Origin of the sequence: Streptococcus sanguinis (genome assembly GCF_013343115.1) — a bacterium.
GTDB classification, from domain to species: Bacteria; Bacillota; Bacilli; order Lactobacillales; family Streptococcaceae; genus Streptococcus; species Streptococcus sanguinis_H.
The window spans coordinates 550,731-575,203 of sequence record NZ_CP054570.1 but is presented as its reverse complement, the minus strand read 5'-3'; the positions used below and the strand labels follow the sequence as shown (position 1 = coordinate 575,203).

At 44.3% G+C, this 24,473-nt stretch carries 23 protein-coding genes; 10 read left to right on the top strand and 13 right to left on the bottom strand.

The window, feature by feature from the left end:
- Nucleotides 1-5 precede the first annotated feature (5 nt).
- From FOC72_RS02850 to FOC72_RS02835, 4 genes are all read left to right on the top strand, one after another.
- Nucleotides 6-818 (top strand): transporter substrate-binding domain-containing protein, encoded by an 813-nt coding sequence (locus FOC72_RS02850; RefSeq protein ID WP_002894933.1) that lies wholly within the window; start codon nucleotides 6-8, stop codon nucleotides 816-818.
- 12 nt (nucleotides 819-830) lie between these two features.
- Nucleotides 831-1,511 carry an amino acid ABC transporter permease gene (locus tag FOC72_RS02845; RefSeq protein ID WP_002894931.1) on the top strand — a complete coding sequence of 227 codons (681 nt, stop codon included), beginning with the start codon at nucleotides 831-833 and terminating at the stop codon, nucleotides 1,509-1,511.
- Nucleotides 1,512-1,521: 10 nt separating this feature from the next.
- Entirely contained in the window at nucleotides 1,522-2,181 is a 660-nt protein-coding gene (locus tag FOC72_RS02840; RefSeq protein ID WP_002894927.1) for an amino acid ABC transporter permease, read from the top strand.
- Between the two features lie 108 nt (nucleotides 2,182-2,289).
- Entirely contained in the window at nucleotides 2,290-2,688 is a 399-nt protein-coding gene (locus FOC72_RS02835) for a hypothetical protein (RefSeq protein ID WP_002894925.1), read from the top strand.
- Between the two features lie 103 nt (nucleotides 2,689-2,791).
- Here FOC72_RS02835 and thrS read toward each other — a convergent pair whose 3' ends face one another.
- From thrS to ccpA, 6 genes are all read right to left on the bottom strand, one after another.
- A complete protein-coding gene (thrS, locus tag FOC72_RS02830) occupies nucleotides 2,792-4,735 on the bottom strand; it encodes a threonine--tRNA ligase (protein WP_002894922.1) in 1,944 nt (647 codons plus the stop codon).
- Nucleotides 4,732-5,373, bottom strand: a complete 642-nt coding sequence (locus FOC72_RS02825; RefSeq protein ID WP_032914108.1) for an adenylate kinase family protein — start codon at nucleotides 5,371-5,373, stop codon at nucleotides 4,732-4,734. The genes thrS and FOC72_RS02825 overlap by 4 nt, the downstream gene beginning before the upstream one ends.
- Nucleotides 5,374-5,635: 262 nt before the next feature.
- Nucleotides 5,636-6,118, bottom strand: a complete 483-nt coding sequence (locus tag FOC72_RS02820; protein ID WP_032914105.1) for a hypothetical protein — start codon at nucleotides 6,116-6,118, stop codon at nucleotides 5,636-5,638.
- 70 nt (nucleotides 6,119-6,188) lie between these two features.
- Nucleotides 6,189-7,511, bottom strand: a complete 1,323-nt coding sequence (locus tag FOC72_RS02815; protein ID WP_002894916.1) for a glycosyltransferase family 4 protein — start codon at nucleotides 7,509-7,511, stop codon at nucleotides 6,189-6,191.
- 1 nt (nucleotide 7,512) lies between these two features.
- Nucleotides 7,513-8,511, bottom strand: a complete 999-nt coding sequence (locus FOC72_RS02810; RefSeq protein WP_002904961.1) for an LTA glycolipid anchor biosynthesis glycosyltransferase, IagA/BgsA family — start codon at nucleotides 8,509-8,511, stop codon at nucleotides 7,513-7,515.
- 245 nt (nucleotides 8,512-8,756) lie between these two features.
- Nucleotides 8,757-9,761 carry a catabolite control protein A gene (ccpA, locus tag FOC72_RS02805; RefSeq protein WP_002894913.1) on the bottom strand — a complete coding sequence of 335 codons (1,005 nt, stop codon included), beginning with the start codon at nucleotides 9,759-9,761 and terminating at the stop codon, nucleotides 8,757-8,759.
- A gap of 162 nt (nucleotides 9,762-9,923) precedes the next feature.
- Here ccpA and FOC72_RS02800 point away from each other — a divergent pair, with 162 nt between their 5' ends.
- The 5 genes from FOC72_RS02800 (at nucleotide 9,924) to FOC72_RS02780 (ending at nucleotide 14,984) form a co-directional block, all read left to right on the top strand.
- Nucleotides 9,924-11,006 (top strand): M24 family metallopeptidase, encoded by a 1,083-nt coding sequence (locus FOC72_RS02800; protein WP_002894912.1) that lies wholly within the window; start codon nucleotides 9,924-9,926, stop codon nucleotides 11,004-11,006.
- A 417-nt stretch (nucleotides 11,007-11,423) separates the two neighbouring features.
- The gene (locus FOC72_RS02795; protein WP_032914101.1) at nucleotides 11,424-12,470 is read left to right on the top strand and encodes a FecCD family ABC transporter permease; all 1,047 of its coding nucleotides are present in this window, start codon (nucleotides 11,424-11,426) and stop codon (nucleotides 12,468-12,470) included.
- 1 nt (nucleotide 12,471) lies between these two features.
- Nucleotides 12,472-13,227 carry an ABC transporter ATP-binding protein gene (locus FOC72_RS02790; protein ID WP_002894909.1) on the top strand — a complete coding sequence of 252 codons (756 nt, stop codon included), beginning with the start codon at nucleotides 12,472-12,474 and terminating at the stop codon, nucleotides 13,225-13,227.
- Nucleotides 13,228-13,282: 55 nt separating this feature from the next.
- Nucleotides 13,283-14,311, top strand: coding sequence for an ABC transporter substrate-binding protein (locus FOC72_RS02785; RefSeq protein WP_002894907.1), 1,029 nt, complete (start codon nucleotides 13,283-13,285; stop codon nucleotides 14,309-14,311).
- The gene (locus FOC72_RS02780; protein WP_002894905.1) at nucleotides 14,292-14,984 is read left to right on the top strand and encodes an alpha/beta hydrolase-fold protein; all 693 of its coding nucleotides are present in this window, start codon (nucleotides 14,292-14,294) and stop codon (nucleotides 14,982-14,984) included. Before FOC72_RS02785 ends, FOC72_RS02780 begins: the two co-directional genes overlap by 20 nt.
- Nucleotides 14,985-15,093: 109 nt before the next feature.
- On the opposite strand, the gene FOC72_RS02775 is transcribed toward FOC72_RS02780, so the two are convergent.
- The 6 genes from FOC72_RS02775 to FOC72_RS02750 all read right to left on the bottom strand — a co-directional run bounded on the left by FOC72_RS02775 (nucleotide 15,094) and on the right by FOC72_RS02750 (nucleotide 21,595).
- Nucleotides 15,094-15,597 (bottom strand): methylated-DNA--[protein]-cysteine S-methyltransferase, encoded by a 504-nt coding sequence (locus tag FOC72_RS02775; protein WP_002894903.1) that lies wholly within the window; start codon nucleotides 15,595-15,597, stop codon nucleotides 15,094-15,096.
- Nucleotides 15,598-15,632: 35 nt separating this feature from the next.
- A complete protein-coding gene (locus FOC72_RS02770) occupies nucleotides 15,633-16,490 on the bottom strand; it encodes a VOC family protein (RefSeq protein ID WP_032914099.1) in 858 nt (285 codons plus the stop codon).
- Between the two features lie 229 nt (nucleotides 16,491-16,719).
- A complete protein-coding gene (locus tag FOC72_RS02765; protein ID WP_002912933.1) occupies nucleotides 16,720-17,169 on the bottom strand; it encodes an Rrf2 family transcriptional regulator in 450 nt (149 codons plus the stop codon).
- Between the two features lie 56 nt (nucleotides 17,170-17,225).
- Nucleotides 17,226-18,074 (bottom strand): metallophosphoesterase family protein, encoded by an 849-nt coding sequence (locus FOC72_RS02760; RefSeq protein ID WP_002894897.1) that lies wholly within the window; start codon nucleotides 18,072-18,074, stop codon nucleotides 17,226-17,228.
- Between the two features lie 94 nt (nucleotides 18,075-18,168).
- Nucleotides 18,169-20,892, bottom strand: coding sequence for an FtsX-like permease family protein (locus FOC72_RS02755; protein ID WP_002894896.1), 2,724 nt, complete (start codon nucleotides 20,890-20,892; stop codon nucleotides 18,169-18,171).
- Between the two features lies 1 nt (nucleotide 20,893).
- Entirely contained in the window at nucleotides 20,894-21,595 is a 702-nt protein-coding gene (locus FOC72_RS02750) for an ABC transporter ATP-binding protein (protein ID WP_002894894.1), read from the bottom strand.
- Between the two features lie 143 nt (nucleotides 21,596-21,738).
- On the opposite strand from FOC72_RS02750, the gene FOC72_RS02745 reads away from it, so the two are divergent.
- Entirely contained in the window at nucleotides 21,739-22,299 is a 561-nt protein-coding gene (locus FOC72_RS02745; protein ID WP_002894893.1) for a TetR/AcrR family transcriptional regulator, read from the top strand.
- Between the two features lie 90 nt (nucleotides 22,300-22,389).
- Here the strand turns inward: FOC72_RS02745 and FOC72_RS02740 are convergent, their stop codons facing one another.
- The gene (locus FOC72_RS02740) at nucleotides 22,390-24,438 is read right to left on the bottom strand and encodes a C69 family dipeptidase (protein WP_002894891.1); all 2,049 of its coding nucleotides are present in this window, start codon (nucleotides 24,436-24,438) and stop codon (nucleotides 22,390-22,392) included.
- Nucleotides 24,439-24,473 lie beyond the last annotated feature (35 nt).

Sequence of the window (24,473 nt, the reverse complement as noted above, 5' to 3'; positions counted from 1 at the left end):
GACCTATGAAATTACAAAAAATACTCATCAGCCTACTCTTACTCCTTCTGACTCTAGGCTTTATTAATGCTGTTCCTGCACAAGCCGATTCTAGTACCAGCCAACAGGTCAAGGCTATCCAAAAACGCGGTGTCCTCAATGTCGGTGTCAAGCAGGATGTACCTAACTTTGGTTACCTCAATCCTGATAGCAATACTTACAGCGGTCTAGAAATCGATATTGCAAAGAAGATTGCCAAGGAACTAGGCGTCAAAATCAACTACGTTCCAGTTACCGCACAAACACGCGGACCACTTCTGGACAACGGACAAGTTGACATGGTCATTGCGACTTTTACCATCACAGATGAGCGTAAGGAAATCTATAATTTCACAACCCCTTACTACACCGATGCTTCTGGTTTTCTAGTTAATAAATCCAGCAAAATTACAGACGTCAAGGACTTGAATAACAAGACTATCGGCGTCGTCCAAGGCTCTATTACTCAAACCTTGCTGGAAGAAATCGCCCAAGAGAAAAAACTCAACTTCAAATATGTGGAGTTAGGTTCTTATCCGGAACTTGCTGTTTCCTTGCGGGCTCACCGTATTGATGCCATTTCTGTTGACAAGTCAATCCTAACCGGCTATGTAAGCTCCAAGTCAAACATTCTGGATTACAGCTTCAAAAAAGCCGATTATGGTGTGGTAACAAAAAAATCCAATACTCAATTGAATGACTATGTAGATGGCCTAATCTCTAAATGGAAAGAAGACAGCAGTCTGCAGAAAATTTATGACAAATATGATTTAAAACCATCTACTTCAACAGATGATTAGAAAGGAGACCCCATGAGTTTTAGTATTTCTTCTTGGCAGGCCTACTTTGCGGACTTTGGCAAGTTTTTCCAAGGATTCCTCTTTACCTTAGCTATTTCTATCGGTGCCCTGACCTTGGCTCTTCTACTAGGGATTTTCTTTGGAGCGATCAGCACAGGTAAGCACAAAGTTCTACGTGGTCTAGCTCGTATTTTTGTTGAGTTTTATCAGAATACACCACTCTTAGTTCAATTTGTAATTGTCTTTTACGGTCTTCCACTAGTCAGCAATTACACCATCATGCCCTCAATCTATTGGACTGCGGTTCTCTGTGTAGGACTGTATCACGGTGCTTACATCGCCGAAGTCATCCGCTCAGGTATCCAGTCCATTCCTCGCGGACAGACTGAAGCTGCACTATCTCAGGGCTTTACCTATGTAGAAACCATGCGATACATCATCCTGCCCCAAGCTTTTCGGATTATCCTGCCACCGTTAATCAATCAGGTCGTCAATCTGATAAAAAACACTTCTACTGTCGCTATTATCTCTGGTATGGATCTGATGTTCGTGACCAAGTCCTGGTCTGCTCTGAACTCCAACTACATCCCAGCCTTTGCTGGAGCAGCTCTGCTCTACTTCCTCCTTTGCTTCCCAATCGCCAGCTGGGGACGTAAGGTAGAGGAAGCCAATAAACAAGCTTACAGCATCTAAGGAGGTCTCTATGGAAAATATTTTAAAAGTCTTAACCACAACCAACCTCCTCTTTATCCTTAAGGGGCTCTGGCTGACGCTGCAAATTTCTTTCATTTCCATTGTCCTATCCACGATTTTTGGAACTATTCTAGCCGTCATGCGAAATGGAAAAAATAAACTGCTCAAGCTGATTGCCAGCATTTATATCGAATTTGTCCGTAATGTACCCAATCTGCTCTGGATTTTCACTATCTTTTTAGTCTTTCAGATTAAATCAACGCCAGCCGGTATCATCAGCTTCACTGTTTTTACTTCTGCTGCTTTGGCAGAAATTATCCGGGGCGGTCTCAATGCCATTGACCCAGGTCAGACTGAAGCTGGCTTATCTCAAGGATTTACTCAGTTTCAGATTCTGCGTTACATCATCCTACCTCAGGCTATTCGGAAAATGCTGCCAGCCATCATTTCTCAGTTTGTCACAGTGATTAAGGATACCAGCCTGCTCTATTCTGTTATTGCGCTCCAAGAACTTTTTGGTTCTGCTCAAATTCTGATGGGACGCTATTTTGAAGCTGAACAAGTCTTCGCTCTCTACCTACTAGTAGCAGCCATCTATTTCCTGATTAACTTCGCCATTTCCAGCTTCTCGCGCAAGCTATCCCAACGCTGGGCTCAAGCTGCAGAATAGATAGCTCAAATACAGAACTACTTTCTAAAAGTTGAGTTTACCAACTCAGCTTTTTTATTTTTAATATTTGTGGTAGAATAATATCAAAGGATAGACAAGGAGAACGATATGAAAAAACTGACATTGCTTTTCACCACTTTCTTAACACTAATCTTTCTCAGCGCCTGCGGTCAGCACACTAGCTTCCAGGGAAAATGGAAGGCTCAGAAAGCAAACGGCGAGGACATTGACATTGTCTTCAATGACAAGACAGGCAAGCTAGGTGATAAAGAATTTCACTATAAGATAGATAAGTCAGGCTATCAAGATAACACCAAATATTACAGTATCACTGTCAGCGATACCTATCACTACACCATCCTTTTCCCAGATGATGATATGAAAATAGCTACTCTTCTAGAACCTGATGACCCGTCAAGTGACCCTCTCTATGGGGAAATGCTCTATGCCATGAACAGAAATGAGTATCCTGATTTTGATGATTATGTGGATAAATACTTGCATTAAGATTAAACTTGCTAACATAATTAGTTAAAGAAGTTTTTACCTACAGATAGAAAACAATAAAACCCGAGCTAATTGCTCGGGTTTTATTGTTTTCCAATGAATTCTACTTTTCAACGCGGGACTTGCTGGCAATGTCTGCTAAGATTTGCTCTACAAATTCGTCTACTGGTATTGTATGTGTTTCTTTTTGACCATAGCGGCGGACATTAACAGTACCGTCTTCTACTTCCTTGTCACCAACGATGAGCTGATAAGGAATCTTGCTAGTTTGTGAGGCACGAATCTTGTACTGCATTTTTTCATTACGCTCATCCACATCAGCACGAACACCCTTGTCGCGCAGCTTCTTAGCTACTTGCCAAGCATAGTCAATATGGGCTTCGTTAGAAACAGGAATCAAAGTCACTTGATGCGGAGCCAGCCAAGTCGGGAAGGCACCCTTGTAATTTTCAATCAAGATAGCTGTGAAGCGCTCCATAGTTGAGATAACCCCACGGTGAATCATAACTGGCCGATGCTCTTCACCGTCAGCTCCGACATACTTGAGGTCAAAGCGCTCTGGCAAGAGGAAGTCTAGCTGGATAGTTGACAGAGTTTCTTCATTTCCAAGGGCTGTTTTAACTTGGATATCGAGTTTTGGACCATAGAAGGCTGCTTCTCCTTCTGCCTCAAAGTAGTCCACACCCATTTCGTCCAAGGCTGCTCGCAGCATGGTTTGGGCATTTTCCCACATCTCATCGTTGTCAAAGTACTTGTGAGTATCTTGAGGGTCACGAAGAGACAGACGGAAACGATATTCTGTCAAGTTGAAGTCGGCATAAACGTCGATAATCAACTGCAGCGCACGCTGGAATTCTTCTTGGATTTGTTCAGGAGTAACAAAGAGGTGACCATCGTTCAAGGACATTTCACGTACACGTTGAAGACCAGTCAGGGCACCAGATTTTTCGTAGCGGTGCATCATGCCAATCTCAGCAATACGGATTGGAAGCTCACGGTAAGAATGAACGTGGTGTTTGTAGACTTGGATGTGGTGAGGACAGTTCATAGGACGAAGAACAAACTCTTCTCCATCACCCATATCCATGGTTGGGAACATATCCTCCTGGTAGTGCTCCCAGTGACCAGAAGTCTTATAAAGCCCCACAGAGGCCAAAGGCGGAGTGTAGACGTGTTGGTAGCCTGAAGCCAACTCTTTGTCAACGATGTAGCGCTCCAACTCGCGACGGACCGTCGCACCGTTTGGCAGCCAGAATGGCAAGCCTTGACCCACTTCTTGTGAAATCATGAAGAGATCCAGCTCTTTACCTAACTTACGGTGGTCGCGTTCTTTAGCCTCTTCCCGCATTTGCAGATATTTCTTCAGGTCTTTCTTGTCAAACCAAGCAGTACCATAGACCCGCTGCATCATAGCATTGTCGCTGTTCCCGCGCCAGTATGCCCCAGCCACATTCAAGAGGTGGAAGATTTGGATTCTACCTGTAGATGGAACGTGAGGCCCACGGCAGAGATCCACATATTCACCCTGACGGTAGATGGTCAAACCGCCCTCATCTTCTGAGTGCTCTTCAATCAATTCCAACTTGTAAGGATCGTTTTTGAAAATTTCACGGGCCTGATCCTTGGTCACTTCCTCACGGATGGACGGGAAGTTTTCTTTGACGATTTTCTTCATTTCTTCTTCGATACGAGGCAGGTCTTCATTTGAAATTTGCCCTGCTTCATTGTCCGTATCGTAGTAGAAACCATCCTGAATGGCAGGACCAACGCCCAAGTGAATATCTGGGAAAAGACGGCGAGCTGCTTGTGCAAACAGGTGGGCTGCTGAGTGACGCAAGATGTCTAAAGCATCTTCGTGGTCAGGTGTCACGATTTCAATGGCACCATCTTCAGTGATGGCACGAGTTGTATCAATCAGTTTGCCATTGAATTTACCAGCCAAAGCTTTTTTAGCCAGGGAATTGCTGATAGATTGAGCAATTTCAAAAGTTGTAACGCCAGACTCGAATTCACGCACAGCGCCATCTGGGAAAGTAATCTTAATCATGTGTTTTCTCCTTTAATATCTATTCTATTTATATTGGACAATTTAAAGATTCGAGCAATCTCTTCCGCAGTCTGCTTTTCTGACTGACTACCATCTGTTATGAGGCTAGGATAGCCTAATCTCACCGCTTCCTTCCGAACCATTTGAGCAAAAAGAATGTCTCGCTGCATCCAGTTTTCAAAAGCTTGCTCAGGATTGGTTGTTCCCTCTAAGACATAAGGAACCCATTCTCTCTGTCTATAATGCTTTTTCTGAAAATCAGCTGTCGGAGTCAAGCATAGATAAGAGGGCACTGGGCATTCAAGCTCCTTTACCAAGTGAGGCAAGAGTCCTGCCCCCTCAACCAAGAGTGGTCTATCTTGATTTTTTATCAAGTAAGATTTTACATAAGGAAAAATCTCTTCATAAAAGCGCCATTCTTCATCTGCCATCTCTTCTGGATTTCTCATCCAGATTTGTTCCGGATTTCTGTCCTGTCTAAGAAGGCAAATCGGCTGTGAGTCTGCACTTGCTTGACTCATCATCTCGTCTACCAAATCATCCAGTTTGATATGAAGCAGCTGATACTGTCTAGCAAGAAGTGAAGCAATTGTTGACTTCCCACTACAAGGCGATCCGCCAATCATATAAAGCACCATTCTCCCTCCTTCTGACAAAAGAAAAACGACATCCTCAAAAGGACGTCGCAACGTGGTTCCACCTTCATTTATGTAAGTCAAAAGACTTACACCTCGAATCGGCTCTAACGTAGCCACCGTTTTATGTTTGCATAAAAGCTAATAGAGTAGTCCCAACTGCATCCTCTACGCGATTTCCAGCTCCACGCGCTCTCTAAAAGATTTCCTGCAGGTGATTTGTCTCTAGAAAACATTATAGCACGATTGGAAAAATTTGCAAGAACTATTGACCATCAAAACCAGAAAAACGATTTAGAGCCTCTTGACTCAAAGTGGCAGCTTGACGTTTTTTACGGTATTGCTCTGCCAACAGCATTCCTCCCAAAGAAAGGAATAACAAGACATGAATATCCCTAGCATTATAAAGCGTGGAAGTGATTGGATTATAAATCTTGTCTCCTGAGTAAAAAAGTCCATCAAAAAAGTTTTTGAATAAGTAATAATACTGAACCCCTGGAATCAAAAGAAGAAAGGGCAGTGAAAAACCTTGCATCCGAGTATTTATATAAGCAATCACTGCACCAAACAAAGGAAGCAGCAAAGCATAATAAAATAAATTAAGATTAGAAAGCCAGTTCAAAACACTTTCTACACTTTCTGTATTGTCTATAAGATATCTCCAAAGCTCTTGCCAAATCCAATCTGAAGCAATGAAAATGCCATAGAACAAAAGCAGCCACGGCAGCTGTTTGAGATATTTTTTCATAAGATTTCTCCTATATTCTATACAAAACCTTGCATAAATAGCTATTGCCACAATGATGCAAGGCATGTTTCTATTCTAATAACTTAGTAATATTCCTGATTTTTTTCACTTGCTTACTCGAAGCTTTGAGGATACGAACAGAGCCATTGATTGGTAGAGAGATGACCTTGCCAGGCAGATAGGCCACTGTCTTGGCCAGACGCTTAGCAGCACTTTCCTCTGGGCTGAGCTCGTTATGGAAGTCTTTGGAAATAGTCAAATCTAGATAAAACTCATAGACTCTGCGACCAAAATTCTCCGCTGAAATCTCGTAAAGCTTGTCTGCTAGCTTTTGCTCATCCATGTCAGGCGTCGCAATAATCGCCTCTAAAATAGCGCCTGATAAATCCCGCTCTTGGTAATAAAGGGTCCCAAAAATCTTGTCACTGATAACATTATCCAGATAAGGATTTCCATGGGCAATAATCGGTGTGCCGCTGGCTAAGCTTTCCAGATAAGTCAGACCTTGAGTCTCACTGGTTGAGGCAGAGATAAAGAAATCCGCAGCTTTATAGTAAAGGGCCGTATCACTTGGAGCAATCATCCCCGTAAAGATGACAGCTTCTTCAATCTGAAGCTTGGCAACCAATTCTTTCAAGTCTTCTGCATAAGGACCGTCGCCGACAATGACTAGCTTGACTTTGTCATTTTCTTCAAGGACGGCAGGCATCGCCTCAACGATAGCCTGGATATTCTTTTCATAAGAAATACGGGACAGACTGAGCAGCATAATCTCGTCTTCAGCAAGACCTAACTTGAAACGAAGCTTCTTGATATCCTCACGCGAAATTTCCGGCCGCTCAAACTTCGCCAGCTCAATCCCTGTCGGAATTACCCGTTTTTCTGCTTCGATTTTATAGTCAACCAAGAGATCATAAACAATCTCACTAGGGCAGATAACCCCATCCAAATCACTCATGAAGCCGCGGACGATGTACTTGACCATACTAGGACGGATGACCATTCCCTTGGCAATATAGTGCACATAATCCTCATACTGGGTATGATAGGTATGTACTACCGGAATCCGCAGCTCTTTGGCGATCCAAATCCCCAGCAGCCCTAGTGAAAACTCAGTCTGGGTATGGATAATATCCAGCTGGTACTGACGGGCAATTTCTAAGGCGTGAGAAAAGCCTCGGTAAGCCACTCTTCGGTCCTTAAAGGCAAAGAAAGGTACGCTGGGAATCCGAATAATCTGCCAATCCTCATAACGATTGACATCCTTGTCCGTCGTTGTAAAAATAAATACCGTGTGACCTAATTTTTCCAGCTCCGTCTTCAAAGTCCGAATACTAGTAGCAACCCCAGAGACCTGAGGAAAATAGGTATCTGTAAAAAGACCAATACGCATCTTACATCTCCAAAACTGTTTGATAAGCCTCAACTAACTGATCTGCAACATCGTCAATAGACCGGCTTTTAGCCACCTGATAGCCTGCTTCGCGCTTGTCCACCTTTTTATCTAAGACATTTCTCAGAGACTGGACAAACTCATCTACATTATGGCAGAGCTCGGCTGAACGCTCATCCACCCAGCCCTGATAGACTGGAATATCACGCAGCACAACATTCTGCTCACTAGCCAAGGCTTCCAGGACAACAATTCCTTCAGTTTCCTCATAGGACGGGAAAAAGAAGGCATCTGCTCCAGACATGGCTCCCTGAAATACCGCTCCCTTAAAATAGCCGGGAAATTCGACATTATCAGGGTGGTCAAAAAGAACCAGCCGGCGAATCTTACGCGGAATCAACCAGAGATTGATAGAGCCCAGCCAGATAAAGCGCACATCTGGCATCCTGCGGGCAACCTCTACAAAATCCTCAATCCCCTTGCGGCGGAAATAAAGTCCAGCACAGACGACCACCTTCTGTCCTTCTTCAATCTTAAAATACTTTTTAAAAACTTCTTCCTTGCGAGCATCTTTCTTATACTTAGGCAGGTCAATACCGTTTGACACAGCCACCATAGGCGTAGTGACCCCATAAGACTGGATAAGCTGCTTGGAATACTCCGATGGCGTGATAATGAAATCCGCCTTTTTATACATGTGAGTCAGATATTTACCAAAAAGCGGAGCAAAGAGATTGGATCCAATAAAGGAATTTTCAAAGTCCTCCTTGGTCGAATGCCCATGCATAATCACTTTTTTATTGCCCCTCTTGGCAGCATGCAGAAGAAGCAAGCTACGGGGACCATAGGTATTGATGTGAACCACATCATAATCTCCTAAAACGTCCGTCGTATAAGGAATCCCAGCCAAATCCAAGGCGTGCATCTGGTGCTGGAGGGCTCGGCCGATTCCTGATTTCTCCAAAACGGACTTTCCTTCAAGGTACAGTAATACTTTCATACTTCCTATTATACCGAAAATCAAATAAAAAGGAAAACCACAAGGGCAAATGAGGTAAAAAATCCATCCAAAGCCTGATAGCATATAGAAAACGCTCTAGCTGAACGGAAACACAAAAAAGCTGAGGTACTACACCTCAGCCTCGCTTCATAATCATGAAACTCTCTTAAAGCAGTCATTGACTTAGTCTCTTCAGTCGCTTTTCAAGCTCAGAAGACTTGATAATCAAGCTTCTATCTCACCGCTTATTTCCGAGTTGATTTACGCTCGCTAATGCTGTGAGCTAGGAGAACTTCGCGTTCTTCCAATTCTTCCTTATGCATAATCTTAGTCAGCATGCGCATACTGATTGCGCCGATGTCATAGAGAGGCTGACCGATTGTGGAAAGGTTAGGACGAGTGAAACGAGCTACTTGCGAATCATCACTGGTAATGATTTCAAAATCTTCTGGAACCTTGATGCCTTGATCAGACAGACCATTTAAGAGGCCTGCAGCCAGTTCATCTCCTGTGACAAAAGCAGCTGTTGCTTTGGAAGCAATGACACGCTCTGCCAAGTGGTAGCCATCATCATAAGAATATTTAGATTCAAAAACCAAGCCTTCGCTATATGAAAGTTTCTTGTTCTTCAAGCCATCTTTATAACCTGATAGACGGATTTTCCCGTTGATATCATCTACAAGCGGTCCGCTAACAAAGGCAATTTTCTTATTGCGCTTAGCCAGTAATTCTACAGCATCAACAGTTGCTTGCTTGTAGTCAATATTGACGCTCGGAAGCTGATGCTCCACATCGACAGTACCCGCCAAAACGACCGGTGTGCGCGAACGTGAAAACTCTGAGCGAATTTTCTCTGTCAGATGATAGCCCATGAAAATAATCCCATCCACCTGTTTAGAAAATAGAGTATTGACAACGGAGACTTCCTTATCATCGTCCTCATCACTGTTAGCCAAGACAATGTTGTATTTATACATTTCGGCAATATCATCAATCCCTTTTGCCAGGGTTGAGAAATAGCTGTTGGTAATATTAGGAATGACAACGCCGACGGTTGTAGTCTTCTTGCTGGCTAGTCCACGTGCCACTGCATTTGGACGATAGTCAAGACGATCAATGACCTCTAAAACTTTTTTACGTGTGTTTTCTTTGACGTTCTTGTTTCCATTCACTACTCGACTGACTGTCGCCATCGAAACTCCCGCTTCACGGGCGACATCATAAATCGTTACTGTGTCGTCTGTGTTCATATAGTTTCCTTTCTTCTATTGAAAATATCGTTTTCACTTTCCTACATTCACCATTTTATCACTTCTTGTAAACACTTTCAAGTATTTTGATAAGTTTTTGAAAAGTCTTGCTTTTTTTGACATTTTTTGCCAAAATAGAGGCATAGAAAGAAGGTTGTGACCATGACAAAAATTCAACAAATCACCCACTATCTCGAGAATGAGAAGCTAGATGCTGCTGTCCTGTCTGATCCAGTCACTATCAATTATCTGACTGGTTTCTACAGCGACCCACATGAGCGGCAGATGTTTTTGTTTGTCTTTCCTGACCATGAGCCCCTGCTCTTTGTGCCTGCTCTAGAAGTTGAGCGTGCTTCAGGAGCTGTTCCCTTTTCAGTTCTTGGCTATATGGACTCGGAAAATCCTTGGCAGAAGATTAAAGCAGCCCTTCCGGCTCACTCCTTCAAGACTGTCGCTCTTGAGTTTGATAACTTGATTTTGACCAAATATCATGGATTGAAAACTGTCTTTGAAACTGCAGAATTTGCCAACCTGACACCTTACGTCAACCGCTTGCGCCTGATTAAGTCCACCGATGAAATTCAGAAAATGCTGGTAGCTGGGCAATATGCGGACAAGGCTGTTAATATCGGTTTTGACAATATTTCACTGGAAAATACCGAAACTGATATCATCGCTCAGATTGACTTTGCCATCAAGCGCGAAGGCTATGAGATGAGCTTTGAAACCATGGTACTGACGGGAAATAATGCAGCTAATCCGCACGGCATTCCCGGTGCCAATAAAGTTGAAAATAACGCCCTCCTCCTTTTTGACCTTGGCTGCATGGTCAATGGCTATGCCAGCGATATGACACGGACCGTTGCTGTCGGCCAGCCGGATCAGTTCAAAAAATATATCTACCATCTGACATTGGAAGCCCAGCAAGCTGCTCTTGACTTTATCAAGCCAGGCGTCACAGCTCATGAAGTAGACCGCGCCGCTCGGCAAGTCATCGAAAAAGCGGGCTATGGTGAGTATTTCAATCACCGCCTCGGCCACGGTATCGGTATGGATGTTCACGAATTCCCATCCATCATGGAGGGCAACGACATGGTCATTGAGGAAGGCATGTGCTTCTCTGTTGAGCCTGGCATCTACATCCCTGGCAAGGTCGGTGTCCGCATCGAAGACTGCGGCTATGTCACTAAGAACGGTTTTGAACTCTTCACCGAGACTAGCAAGGACTTGCTGTATTTTGAATAGAATTTTATAAGCCTATATTATGTCTTGAATGATTATTGGACTTGGCAAAGGACTTCTGGTTATTTGAGCTATCATTGTTGTACATCGTTATAGCTATCTCAGTCCTTACGCATTTATAATTTCAAAAAGCGATAGAAAACTTTCTGTCGTTTTTTCTTGTTTCCTGGTATTTATTTAGATTCAGCTGCTTTCCCTCTAATGATGTGAGCTGTCAGAGACTTTCCGAAGAACTCAATTGATCTTCACTATCCAGTTCTTACACCAGCAAGATGATTTCATCATTGAGAAGAGAAAGAATCACAAATCCTTATCATATCAGAGGTTTTTATCCCTTCTTGCCCTTCTGATTTAAAAATGTTATAATTTTTTATGAAAAATTGTCTAAAAATTCTAATCTTTGCTGTTAAGGAGGTCTGGATGCTCTTCAAAAGGTCAGAAAATCACGGATTTTCTCGCTATATCTGCCTGCTCTTGCTTCTCATCATTTTTCTGGCTTGTTCTCTCTTTTTAGCTGTCTCCTTGGGATCGGTCACTATTGATATACAAGACACTTACCAGATTATTTTCAGCAAGCTCGGTTTTCCCCTTGGCACAGGCAAACTATCTCCGTCCACAATCGCGATTGTTTGGAACATGCGGGTTCCAAGAGTGCTTTTGGGAATCCTAGCTGGTGCTGGCCTGTCTGTCTGTGGCAGCGTCATGCAATCTACTGTCAATAATCCCATCGCAGAACCTTATATCCTAGGAATTTCAGCAGGTGCAACCTTTGGAGCCACACTGAGCATTATCTTAGGGCTCAAATCCATTACTGGCGCTGGCGCCTTTATAGGAGCCATTCTGGCATCAGCTGTGGTCCTTTTTATCGCATCCATGCAGGGAAAGATGACGACAAGCAGTCTGATATTATCAGGAACAGTTGTAAATGCTCTCTTTATTGCCTTTTCCAACTTTATCATTTCCGTCGGTGCCAATGCTGATAGCCTTATGACAATCAAGTTCTGGACTATGGGCTCACTGGCTGGAACTTCTTGGTCAGATTTAGCCTTGCCGGCTCTTGTTGTTGGTCTCTCCTTTTTGTTTTTCTGTTCTCAGTATCGTATTTTCAATACTATGATGATGGGGGACGAAGCAGCTTTGACCCTGGGAGTCCCTCTGCGTTTTTACTGGTTTCTTTATATCACAGTTGTCGCAGTCATGACAGCGGTGCTGGTTGCCTGCTGTGGTATTATTGGCTTCGTCGGACTAATCACTCCGCACATTGCTCGTAGATTAGTCGGTACCAACTACAAAAGGCTCTTTCCTATCGCTACCCTGCTCGGCTCTCTCTTTCTTGTCTGGGCGGATGTTTTAGCTCGAATTTTGGTCAAAAATGCCGAGCTGCCGATTGGGATCTTTACCGCTTTGGTCGGCGCACCCTTCTTTATCTACATTGTAGCCAAAAGCCGAAAGGAGGTCAGCAGCTGATATGGATCTAACTTGCCAAAATATCCACTATTCTATTGGCCAAAAAGAGATTTTAAAAGGGATTTCACTCAAGGTCGATGGAAATCAGTTTCACACTATTTTAGGACCCAACGGAAGCGGCAAAACTAGTCTGCTCAAAACAATCTACCGCCAAATCAAACCTGATAGCGGGGACATTTATCTAAACGGAAGGCCGCTTGAACAGGTCAGCATAAAAAAAGCAGCCCAGAAAATAGCCGTTGTAACTCAGTTTAACCATCTTCAGTTTGACTGCACCGTCCAAGAAATCGTCATGCTGGGCAGGACGCCGCATTTGTCCATTCTTCAAAAAGAGAGCGATAAAGACTACGCCCTTGTTCGTCATGCCTTGAGTCAGGTAGACATGCTGTCCAAGAGAGATCGAACCTATTTATCCCTGTCTGGCGGTGAGAAGCAAAGAGTCCTGCTGGCACGCGCTTTGGCTCAACAGCCAAGCCTACTGCTCCTAGACGAGCCGACCAATCATCTGGATATCAAATACCAGCTGGATATGCTGCGTATCGTCAAAGACCTGAACATCAATGTTTTGGCTGTTTTACATGATATCCAACTGGCTTGTCGGCATTCAGACTATTTGTACCTCATGAAGGGAGGTGAGATTGCATACCAAGGCGCTCCAAAGGAGGCCATCACCCATGATTCACTGCAAACCGTTTACGGTATTCAGAGCAAAGTGATCTGGACCAAGGATCGACAGGCCATGATTCAGTATCTATAAGAATCTGTTTTCAGCTTTATCTATACAAGCTCCAAGCCCAAGAAAGGAAGGCAATATGAAAAAAACACTCAGTATCTTACTCGTCGCAACTGCTGCACTGACAATGGCAGCCTGCAATTCTTCATCTAAGGAGAGTACGAAAGAAAGCTCAACTTCACAATCTTCCTCCAAAACAGAAAGCGCGAAAAAGAGCACAGCAGAGACAAAATATCCAGTGACAATCAAAACTTACGATGCCGAAGGCAAGGAGATTGATCAGGTCTTTGAAAAGGCACCGGAAAAGGTCATTACCAACAACCTTTCGACGACCGAAATCCTGATTGAACTAGGATTGAAAGACAAAATCGCCGGTATGCTCAATCCAGACAACGATGTCACAGATAAATACAAGGCTGATATTGCTTCCATTCCGCAAGTCGGCGACAAGAAAACCGTATCACAGGAAACTGTGCTATCTTATGAGCCAGATGCTCTTCTTGGCCGAAACATGATGTTTTCTGAGAAGTCTCTGGGGACAGTCAGTGCCTGGAATGAAAACAAAATCCCTGTCTACACACAGAAGGCTTCCCTGTCCAATACCAAGCAAGATCTAGGCAATATCGTTGAAGATATCAAGAATATAGGAACCATTTTTAATGTCCAAGACAAGGCCAATCAGTATGCTGATCAACTGCAGGCAAGAATTGACACTGTCAAGAAGGCCAATAAGGCTAGCCAAGGCGAAAAGAAAAAAGCGCTCATCATGTGTGCCTACAACGATGAGACTTTCGGTGCTTATAAATCTGCCCTGCAGGAGAGCCTGCTTAACCAGCTCGGATATACCAATGTAGCGACCGGAACCTCTGACTTGACCTTGGAAAATCTGGTCTCTATGGATCCTGAAGTCATCATCTATGTAACCAGCGACCGCAACAAGTCTATGGATGAGCAAGCAGTTGATCTAATGAAAGCCAATCCAGTTCTGGAAGATGTACCAGCGGTCAAAAATCAGAAGATCATGACCATCTCCTATGATGAGTTCATGGATTATGGTCCTGCTGTAATCGACTCACTCGAGAAAATCAATGACTTTATCAATAAATAAGACCTTTGTATGGGAAGGTATCACTGTCAATATTGCCCTGCCCCAAGATTATGACGGATCACGAGCTTATCCAGCAATCTTGCTAAATGATGGACAGATAAACTACCTAAGCAAGCTTTCTCCGTCGGTAATCTTAATCGGACTGATATCAAACAACAGGCTGGACGATTATACACCCTGGAAAGCCAATGCTCTAAAACCTGGCAATCCTGATTTTGGCGGCAGAGCAGATAGCTACCATCAGAAGCTCTTCAACGGTATATTAGCCGAAATCAGACAGCACTACCTACTGGATGACAAGAGAATTGCCTATGGTGGCTACTCTCTCGGTGGACTAGCGGCTGTTTACAGTCTCTATAGTGTCTGCGAAGTTCCCTGTGTCTTTTCTATCTGTGGTTCCTTTTGGTACTCAGGTTTCACCGACTATTGTCGGACACAGGACTTGAAACACAAGGACTGTCTAATCTATTTGCAGAATGGAAAGACAGAAGGTGCGAATCACTCGAACCGACTTTCCAAAGCTCCTTTTTATGCTAAAGAAATTCATCGCTTGATTCAGAAAGAAATCCTTACCACCTGCTCCGTCTTTGACCCTTACGGTCATCATGAAGCCCTCAAGGAGCGCTATGCTGCCTTTGCAGAATGGTTGACTACACAATGGCATATCGACTAACGAAAAACCCCTTTGTCACTCACAGCGGCTGACAAAGGGGTTTTTTAGTTTATTAATGCAAGCAAAAGACTCTCACCAGTAAAATGGTGAAAGTCTTGAGTAGAAAGATTTATTCAGTCTTCTCCCCCGCCTCTAGTTTCAACAGGAAGGCTTTTTTATCAAGGCCACCGGCATAGCCAGTCAGCTTGCCGTCGCTTCCGACAATCCGGTGACAGGGAATCAGTAGTGAAATAGGATTATGGCCGATGGCACCACCGACTGCTCTAGCCGAGCCAATCTTACCGTACTCAGCCTGCAACTCCCGCAAAATGTCTGAATAGGTAGCCGTTTGCCCATAGGGAACCTTCTGTAGTACGGTCAGAACCTTGCTTCTGAACTCAGTAACTTGGGGTGCCAATGGAATTTCATTTATTGCGGGATTTTCTCCCTTAAAATAAGCATCCAGCCAAGCAGAGACGCGTCGGCTGATTTCTGTCTCCTCCTGCTGCGCTTGCTCCAGATCATAGCCTGCCCCAAAATATTTCTGATTCTCCAGCCAAAGCCCCAACAAGGCATTTGCGTCTGTCAAGATGAGAATCCGGCCAATCGGCGATGTATAATAAGTCTTGTACATATTTTTTCTTTCTTTTAGCTTCTTGATAAGCCTTATTATACCACTCTTGTCTTAACTTTTGCCACAATCCCATCTGGGTCTGTAACTTCTAGCTCCTGGGAGCTAATCCATCGGACTGGCGCCTGCAAGTCCAGAGCATTTTCATAAATTGCTACTAGGTCTTCTTTTACTTCCACTTGCGCCTCAAAATAGGCTAGTCCCAGTTGCTGCGGTTGGCGATGATTCAAGTGAGAACCTCCCCATTCATTAACTGCTAAATGATGATGGTAGTTACCTGATGCCAGCCAGCTAGCAGAAGGTACAGAAAATTTGTCCTCCAAGCCTAGAAGTTTTTGGTAAAAATGACTGGCTGCTCTGCTATTTTTCACAGACAGGTGGACATGGCCCATACGAGTGCCTTTAGCAATACTAAACGGTTGGACTTCCTGACCTAGTTCATAGATTTCTTGAGCCGCGAGCGCTTCCGTCACTCCGATAATACGGCCATCTTCTCGAATATCCCAATCAGCCTGAGGCTTGTCCCGATAAAGTTCAATGCCGTTGCCTTCTGGGTCCTCCAGATAAATGGCTTCACTATAACCGTGATCCGCTCCTCCAACCATAGGAACTTTATTTTCTGATAAATGCTTAAGGATATCCGCCAAAGCTTGACGACTTGGAAGCAAAAGTGCCAGATGATAAAGACCGTAAGCCGACTTGACTGTCTGACGGTCACCGGTCGCTAAGAGCCTCACCAGCACTTGTCCATCCCGACCCAAAGCCACCTGTCCGTCCTGCTCTTCCAAAAGCTCCAGTCCTAAAACACGCTGATAAAAGTCCTTTTGTCTTGCTACATCGGCCACATAAAGTGCCACCTCTCCTAGATAAATCTTGCTTTGATATTCAAAAGTCATGTTTTTCTCCTCTCTTAAATTTAAAATTTCAGCAGTGCTCCTGCCAAATCTTTTTTTATTTTCCCAAAACAGAGATAGGTTCCTTGATATGGTTTTCCACATCTCCATTTGCTCTGAAAGCTTATTTGGATTGTAATTATTTTTGTTACATCTATTAGTATAGCACATCTTAATGTAATGTCAATAATTACATCTCAGAATATTATTCACCAAAAAAACAATCTGCTCACTAGGAAACAGATTGTTCTTTAATTTCTTTTTCGGTTGCTGCGACGACTTCGTCAAGGCTGGTCTGAGCCAATTCAGCTTCCATGGCTGCTTGAATAGCTGCCAAGCGATCGTCTAAGACATTGTGAATGTTCTTGCCGATAGGACAGTCTGGATTGGGCTTGTCATGAAAGCTAAAGAGCTGGCCGCTCTTGCCCAGACATTCAACCGCACTATAGACATCCAAAAGGCTAATGTCTTTCAAATCTTTGGCAATCTCTGCTCCTCCAGTTCCACGAGCAACGGTAATCATTCCGGCATTCTTGAGCTGGGACAGGGTCTTGCGAATAATAACTGGATTGACGCCGACACTGCCAGCAAGGATATCACTTGTCAGTTTTTGTTTTTTTCCCTCCAAAGCCAGAACAATCAGCATATGAGTGGCAATGGTAAAGCGGCTAGAAATCTGCATTTTTTCTCCTCCCTCATCATCTTCTCTCACTATTATATCCCAAAAATGGTGTAACTTCAAGAGTTACGACTGGACTTTAAGAAAGCTGCAATCTCATCCGCATAGCCTTCCCGCTCACTGATTTCCCGCAGTAGGTCGTGATTGTGGGTATGGTGGATACCATTGACCAAACTTTCCCGATAAATCTCATAGTAAGGCAAGTGGAGCTCCCGAGCCAAGCGTAGCTCCTGCTCCACATCGTAGGCCACGCGCCGAAGGTCGACATCAGCCAGACCAGTCTCATCAATCTCTAAAATGGCATACTGGGCTCGCAAGTCCTGACGCAAAGCCGAATCTAGAAAGAATGGCTGACCAATAGAGCCGGGATTGATAATCAGCTGCCCCTGAGTCCCGTAGCGGAGAAACTGCTGGTGAATATGACCATAAACAGCGACAGCGCAGTCGTTTCCTTCAAAAAGGCGGTCGAAATCGCTCTGATCGCCAATATGAATCAGCTCCCTCCCCCAATTCTTATCGGGCAAATGGTGGCTGACCGCAATCTTCAATCCCTCTACTTCCGTCAGGAGCTGCAGAGGAAGTTCTTGCATGCGCTCAATCTCTTCTGGACGGATTTCCTCTAGGACAAAATGGCAAAGCCGGGTCAGGTAGAGATGGCTGGGACGTGTCAAGTCTAGCTTTTGATGCAGGGCATGCCAGAGACTGTCTTCCCAATTCCCCCTGACCTGGAGGCTGATGTGTAACTGCTCCATCCTATCTAGGATATTTCTGCGACCGGTTCCAGGCAGGAGCAAATCCCCCAAAAACCAATAATCTGTCACCTGCTGGCTTTCCGCATCCGCCAGTACTGCTTCCAAGGCTGTGCTATTCCCATGCACATCGGATAATAAGGCAATTTTTCGTGTCATCGTATGTCTTTCTCTTTCTTTACAAGGAATATTATATCAAAGTTCAAAAAAACTTCCACCCATCAAGCGAGTGAAAGTTTTGAAGTATTTTTTATCAATCAACAGACTTGAGCGCTTCCAGCATATCCACCCGTCTGAGGCGGTAGTTGACAAAGAAGCCAAGTAAGGTCAGAATAAGGGTCACTGCTGTTAGAGGAAACAGATAGACTGAGGGACTTACTTGAGGGGTTAAGCTGATAATGCTAGGCGCAACCTTCTCAATCAAAAAACGATGCAGGAAGAAACCGCCTAGAAGCCCAACTGCCATCCCGATCACTGAAAGAATAATGGTCTCTCGATAGATATAGAGGGTCACTTCCTTATTATGGAAGCCCAAAACCTTGATAGTGGACAGCTCGCGAATCCGCTCAGCTACATTGATATTGGTCAGGTTGTAGAGAATGACGACTGCTAAAAGAATGGAAATCAGGACCAAAACCAGCATCGTATTATTAAGAGAATAAGCTAAAACGTTGAACTGCTTCACCATGCTAGCATTTTGGGAGACACTCTTGACAGATTTGAGGCTCATAAATTCATTGGCCTTATCAACAATATTTTTACTAGAAGAGTCCTTGAGCCGCACTAGATAAGCATTTTTCTCAGGCTTTTTCCCGTAAATCTTCTGGTAGTTAGTTGCCTTCATAAAGGCAAAATGGCCAAAATGATTCTCATTGACTGCTGCGAGCTTGACAGACTTGCCACCCAGCTCTATACTGCCACCGGGTCCAACTCCAGCTATACGGGCCAATTTATCCGAAACAACTACACCGTCCTTCAGGGACAGCTTCTGTCGGCTGTCAGGACTTTCTAACGAGATGAACGGTTCAAAATTTTCCTTGTCCGTAACCATTAAAGTGATTGATTCTGTCTCTTTTTTTCCTTTGTATTTCTCTGTTAAGGTTTCACTGTAGATCTCCTGATAATCAGCAATCGAGTCATCTGCCAGCAGCTTTTTCAGCTTGTCTTGCTCAGCTTGATTTTCTCTAGGATTGACAGAGACAATCAAGTCGTATCGCAGAATCTCCTCAAACTGACGTTTGGGAATACCACCAATAGAAGATTGGAGTCCTAGGCCGGCAAAGAGCAGGGCAACAGAACCCGCCACACCAAAGATGGTCATAAACATCCGCTGCTTATAGCGAAAGATATTGCGAGCTGTGACCTTCTGAGTAAAGCTAAGACGTCGCCAGATAAGGGTCAGTCTTTCCAAGAAAATCTTGGAGCCCTTGACCGGTGGCTTGGGCAAAAGCAAGTGAGCTGCTTCCTCTGTCAGCTCCCGTCTTGCCACCAAATAGGCAGGAAGAACACTGGATAGAAGGGAAAGCCCAAGGGCCAGTAAACTATAGGAAACATAAAAATATGCATGAGGGGCAGAGAGCACCATCCCTCTGGTAATAATAGAAGAAATCACTCCCGACAAGAAATAATGTCCCAGCAGAATCCCTATGAGGGTACCTAGACTGCCTGCTACCAAGCCGTAAAGAGCAAACTTGCGAATGATATCTCGGCTATGATAGCCTAGAGCCTTGAAGACGCCTGCATTTGTTCGCTCCTCATCGACAAAGCGAGTCATGGTGGTAAAGGTCACCATAGCAGCCACCAGATAGAGCACCACTGGGAAAATATTACCAATCGACGCAATACTATTCATGGAGTTTTTATACATATGATAGCCATTCCCACCTGGCAGAGACTTGCGGTCATAGCTATGATAGGTCGGCTCTTTCAAACGATTCAGGTCTGCCTTAGCGTCAGCTATCTTGTCCTTGCTAGCTGATAAGTCTTTCTCTGCCTGAGCTAGCTCTGCTTTTTTCTGATTGAGCTGGGACTCAGCTTCCTGAATCTGCTGCTGGCTCTGGCTGAGCTGGGCAGGAGGGAGGATAGAAGCGGATTGAGTTGCTGCTAGCTGGCTTTTTTGCTGGTCCAGCTGACTCTGAGCTTGCTCTAATTGCTTTTTACCTTGGGTCAGCTCGCTCTCAGCCTGAGCAATCTTATCTTGGCCCTTCTGAATGGTGCTTTTGGCATCTGCCTCTAATTGCTTAAACCTGACCACTCCGTTATCTTCAAGGCTCTTGTCCAAAGCTGTCTGGTGCTGCTCCAAACGCTCCTGATAACTTTCAGAGAAGGGAGCCAGCTTTTTTAAATCATGATAGCGCAGGCGGGCAATACTGTAAACATCTGTATCAAAGGCCTTGGGGCTGACTACAGCATAGGCAGATAAAGCCCCGCTGCCACTAGTCGCATTGCCCAGATTTCTATCAGACCAGAGCTCTGCCGAGTTGACAAATCCTACAATCTTATAGGTCTTGTTTTTCAGAACTGACCGACTGCCGGCCTTTTCAGTCAGATCAATCTCCTGACCAAGCTTATATTTTTTTGACCAAAAGCTAGCCAGAGCAATCTCTTGCTCTTTCTTAGGAAGACGACCAGAGGTCACTTGAAAGTTTGAAATATCCTTGGTATCTGAGAATACTCGGAGGGCCTCCTCGTCCACGGTGACATCTGTCAGATAGCCAAACTCGACATCAGCTCCCTTGATAGCTTCCAGCTCTTTCTGATCCGCCTTATCCAAACCATAGTCCGCCATCACGGCCAAGTCCATGGTTCGCTGCTCTTTCAAATAATCTGTTGCTGTTCTGCGCATATTGGGTGGAGCGACCTTAAGTCCCACAAGAGCTAAAGAGCCCAGCATCATGAGGATTAAAATAGATAGGAAACGTCCTTTAGAGCTAGTGAAGGATCGCAGAATATCTTTCCAATAAATCTTTCTCTTCATATCAATACTCCAATGTACTTATATCCTGAGGCTCTTCATTGACTGTAACACTCTTGACCCTCGCGTCATGCATGCGAATAACCCGGTCAGCAATGGGAGCCAAGGCAGCATTGTGGGTCACGATAATCACCGTCGCCCCTTGATTGCGGGACATATCCTGTAAAATTTGCAGCACTTGCTTGCCGGTATTGTAGTCCAGAGCTCCTGTCGGTTCGTCACAGAGCAAAATTTTGGGATTTTTTGCCACCGCCCGAGCGATAGACACCCTCTGCTGCTCCCCGCCTGATAACTGCGCAGGAAAATTATTGAGGCGATTTTCCATACCAACCGCAGTTAGAACGGCCACTGGATCTTGAGCATCCTTGACAATCTCTGAAGCCAATTCGACATTTTCCTTAGCCGTCAGGTTGGGCACCAAATTGTAAAACTGAAAGACAAAGCCCACATCATTGCGACGATAGTCCGTCAGCTGGTGGGAATTGTAGTCAGCAATATTCTGGCCGTCTATCAGGATATCTCCCTCATCATTGGTATCCATACCTCCGAGGATATTGAGCACCGTAGACTTACCAGCACCAGAAGCACCCAAGATAATGACCAGTTCCCCCTTTTCAATCTCAAAAGAAATATCGTTATTGGCGACAATCTCCGTGTCACCTACCTGAAAACGTTTAAAACTATGTTTCATTTCAATGTAAGCCATGTTATCATCTCTCCTTTTCAAAGCTCGTCTCCTTAAATCAACAAGCTGTTGATTCTAAATCACAGATATTATATAATGAGCTTAGATAAAAAGCAATAATCAAAAATCAACAAAGTGTTGATTTAAGCAAGAAGGAAGAAAAAATGGTCCAGAAACGAAAGACTAGTACCAAGGAAGACATCAAAGAAGCCTTGATTCAGCTACTATCAGAGGAAAGGTTTGATACTATCTCCATCAGCAAACTCTGCAAACGGGCTGGGATTAACCGCGGCACCTTCTACCTCCACTACCAAGATAAATATCAGATGGTTGATAGTCTCAAAAACGACATTATTTCCCAACTTTCTAGTTATAGCTTGTTTGAAGCGGAGAACGAATACCCCAAAAAGTTAATGATAGCAAAATTTCATATACTCCGAGCTAATGAACGTCTTATCAATGCCCTGACCAGAAGCCATTATATTGACTTTCGGGAGGCTATTCGGGAGTACATAACCACTATCATTCTGAGTGATAAGCAAAAGGCTGCTACCCAGCGTTTTTTAGAGGAGAACTTTCATATCCCTCAGAAATACGCCTTGGAAATCTTCCTATCCAGTGTTGAGGGGATTATTTCTCTTTGGATAGCCGGCGGAGCTCAAGAAGAACCTGAAGAACTCACTGACATAATTTTGACTACTTATAACTATGATTATTTGAGATAAGGGCTCTAGCTTGAAGGCTAGCCTGGACAAATGTCGTTTCTTCCACTAAGAAAGGCCGAACATTTTGCTCGGCCTTCTTTTTATTTTAGATTAGTTTTTCTTTGTTTTCTTCAAAAGTAAGAAGACTCCTGCTAGGATGATCAAACCTGCAATCCCCATGATGGTGACTTGCTCACCTGTTGATGGCAGGTCTTTTTTCTTGGCCTTGACGGACTGCTCATTTCGATACTGCACTTGGTAAACAGAGAAATGATTGGTCGTGAAGCTGATGGTCTGGTTTTGATTAACCGTTACATCAAATTTCTCAACCTGCTTGCCATTTTCATCCAGAGCATAGACGGCATCTACTGGCAGATCTTTGCGGACTGGGATCGTCACAAGGGTTGGACTGACCTGATGCACCGGCTGACCATTCGGATCGGTCAAGCTAATGTCATAGGTATCTGTCGGCTGAATCTTGCTTTCTAGTTTTTTCACTGACAGCTGAAGACTGGCCTTGACCAAGTCAGTATTTTTCAAGCGAATGCCAGTTGCGACATCCACCAAGCTGTCATCTTCTACATTGACTTCCGTCCGTGTATCCGAACTACTAGAAGTTGCTGAAGAAGAATTTGACGAACTTTGGGATGACAAAGAGCTGCTAGAATCTTTGCTGGAGCTAGAAGGAGTTGTTTTTGTTGCTTCCTTGATTTTAGCCTCCATTTCAGCTTCTAGCTCTTTCATTTCCTTAAAGACTTGCGCTGCTCGAGCTTGTGTTTCCTCAGTAACTTTGGCTGAAGAGTCTGGCAGAGCTGCATTGGCTGCATCTAGAGCATTTTGCTCCTCAATAAAGCGGGCTTCCAAGGCCTTCCACTTGTCTTGGACAGAAGTACCAAAGAGGTCCTGATGCTTGGCCGCCATATCATAGATATGAGATGCTACCCAGTACCAAGAGTCTGGACTATAGCTAGTTGTGTTAACCTTATAAGCGTCGTAAGTATCTGTGATATTCCCATTATAAGGCAGGTAAGGTGAGAAGCGCGGACTGCCTACCGCCAGCCACATAGTGCCTCCGCCCATATTGGCTGGAACACCGTCTTTGAGCTGGAAGATATGAGCTTCCATGACATTTGGGTTGCCCAATGGATATTTGTAAACAGGGTCTGTCGTACCACGTTGTGGCAGTCCCTTACCATCTAGCTCCATTTGGTCCAGCGGTTTGAACTGAGTGCCCTCAAAGCGATTGCGCTGCATAGCCATAACATCTGCTACACTGATCTTTCTGTCTGTGGAGTGCATGAGATCAAAGTAAGAGTCGTTATAAGACACGGCCGCATTTGGATCTAGACTGGTGATACCTGCCCAGGCACGTGAACGATCTGCCTCTGCCATCGGTGGATTGTAGGACTGAGAAATGTGGAATTTGCCGTCAATTTCTTTATAAGAGTTAGCTTGCTTGGCTACATCCTGAACACCTTTTGAGGCAATGACGTTTTCTGTATCGTCAAAGTCAACACTGCCCAAGAAGAAAGTATTAGGAAAGACAGCATACTTGTCATCTGGGAATTTAATAGCAACATATTGGTGGCCAGATAGGATTTCCATATACCAGACACCAGTCTTGTCAGCAATGGTGATAATATTCCCCTCTGCTGCTCCCTGCTCTCTGACAATCTGCGCCATCAGTTCCACACCCTGACGGGCTGTCTGAACATGAGGCAGAACGACAGTTGTCAGGATAGACTCAGCCAAGCCATTTTCTACATAAGGATCCACTTTTTGAATGGCATCATTGGCCTTGGCAGAAACAGTCGCAGAAATGGAAACACCGTATTCATTGAAGCCAACCTCGTCAAAAATACCTTGGGATGGGGTCACATCTGATACCGAAGTATACTTGTAGCTTTCTGCCGGCAAGGTCCATTCAAAACCGTTGGCTTCATCGACTAGTTTGGCACCACTCGCATTAGTCTTTCTCGGATGAACCAGAAAGACCTTATTGTGATTTGGCTCCAAGTCCTCTGTCCGACCGTAAAGCGTTGTGCCGTCTGCCGTAAGGTCTTTCCCGACAATAAATCCTGTGCAGGCTTCGACCACTTGGAAAGGAAAGAGAAAAATGGTCGAAAGAGCTAACAAGGAACGAAACAATATTTTTTTCATAAAAATATCTCCTTTGTTTTTTTGTAAAAAATTAC

Excerpts from the sequence above, each read along its gene's own strand:
- FOC72_RS02800 (WP_002894912.1), top strand. The coding sequence starts at position 9,924 with ATGACAAAAATTCAACAAATCACCCACTATCTCGAGAATGAGAAGCTA.
- FOC72_RS02755 (WP_002894896.1), bottom strand. The coding sequence starts at position 20,892 with ATGAAGAGAAAGATTTATTGGAAAGATATTCTGCGATCCTTCACTAGC.
- FOC72_RS02760 (WP_002894897.1), bottom strand. The coding sequence starts at position 18,074 with ATGACACGAAAAATTGCCTTATTATCCGATGTGCATGGGAATAGCACA.
- FOC72_RS02835 (WP_002894925.1), top strand. The coding sequence starts at position 2,290 with ATGAAAAAACTGACATTGCTTTTCACCACTTTCTTAACACTAATCTTT.
- FOC72_RS02785 (WP_002894907.1), top strand. The coding sequence starts at position 13,283 with ATGAAAAAAACACTCAGTATCTTACTCGTCGCAACTGCTGCACTGACA.
- FOC72_RS02750 (WP_002894894.1), bottom strand. The coding sequence starts at position 21,595 with ATGGCTTACATTGAAATGAAACATAGTTTTAAACGTTTTCAGGTAGGT.
- FOC72_RS02790 (WP_002894909.1), top strand. The coding sequence starts at position 12,472 with ATGGATCTAACTTGCCAAAATATCCACTATTCTATTGGCCAAAAAGAG.
- FOC72_RS02775 (WP_002894903.1), bottom strand. The coding sequence starts at position 15,597 with ATGTACAAGACTTATTATACATCGCCGATTGGCCGGATTCTCATCTTG.
- FOC72_RS02825 (WP_032914108.1), bottom strand. The coding sequence starts at position 5,373 with ATGGTGCTTTATATGATTGGCGGATCGCCTTGTAGTGGGAAGTCAACA.
- ccpA (WP_002894913.1), bottom strand. The coding sequence starts at position 9,761 with ATGAACACAGACGACACAGTAACGATTTATGATGTCGCCCGTGAAGCG.
- FOC72_RS02850 (WP_002894933.1), top strand. The coding sequence starts at position 6 with ATGAAATTACAAAAAATACTCATCAGCCTACTCTTACTCCTTCTGACT.
- FOC72_RS02745 (WP_002894893.1), top strand. The coding sequence starts at position 21,739 with ATGGTCCAGAAACGAAAGACTAGTACCAAGGAAGACATCAAAGAAGCC.
- thrS (WP_002894922.1), bottom strand. The coding sequence starts at position 4,735 with ATGATTAAGATTACTTTCCCAGATGGCGCTGTGCGTGAATTCGAGTCT.
- FOC72_RS02780 (WP_002894905.1), top strand. The coding sequence starts at position 14,292 with ATGACTTTATCAATAAATAAGACCTTTGTATGGGAAGGTATCACTGTC.
- FOC72_RS02740 (WP_002894891.1), bottom strand. The coding sequence starts at position 24,438 with ATGAAAAAAATATTGTTTCGTTCCTTGTTAGCTCTTTCGACCATTTTT.
- FOC72_RS02845 (WP_002894931.1), top strand. The coding sequence starts at position 831 with ATGAGTTTTAGTATTTCTTCTTGGCAGGCCTACTTTGCGGACTTTGGC.
- FOC72_RS02840 (WP_002894927.1), top strand. The coding sequence starts at position 1,522 with ATGGAAAATATTTTAAAAGTCTTAACCACAACCAACCTCCTCTTTATC.
- FOC72_RS02820 (WP_032914105.1), bottom strand. The coding sequence starts at position 6,118 with ATGAAAAAATATCTCAAACAGCTGCCGTGGCTGCTTTTGTTCTATGGC.
- FOC72_RS02815 (WP_002894916.1), bottom strand. The coding sequence starts at position 7,511 with ATGCGTATTGGTCTTTTTACAGATACCTATTTTCCTCAGGTCTCTGGG.
- FOC72_RS02810 (WP_002904961.1), bottom strand. The coding sequence starts at position 8,511 with ATGAAAGTATTACTGTACCTTGAAGGAAAGTCCGTTTTGGAGAAATCA.
- FOC72_RS02765 (WP_002912933.1), bottom strand. The coding sequence starts at position 17,169 with ATGCAGATTTCTAGCCGCTTTACCATTGCCACTCATATGCTGATTGTT.
- FOC72_RS02795 (WP_032914101.1), top strand. The coding sequence starts at position 11,424 with ATGCTCTTCAAAAGGTCAGAAAATCACGGATTTTCTCGCTATATCTGC.
- FOC72_RS02770 (WP_032914099.1), bottom strand. The coding sequence starts at position 16,490 with ATGACTTTTGAATATCAAAGCAAGATTTATCTAGGAGAGGTGGCACTT.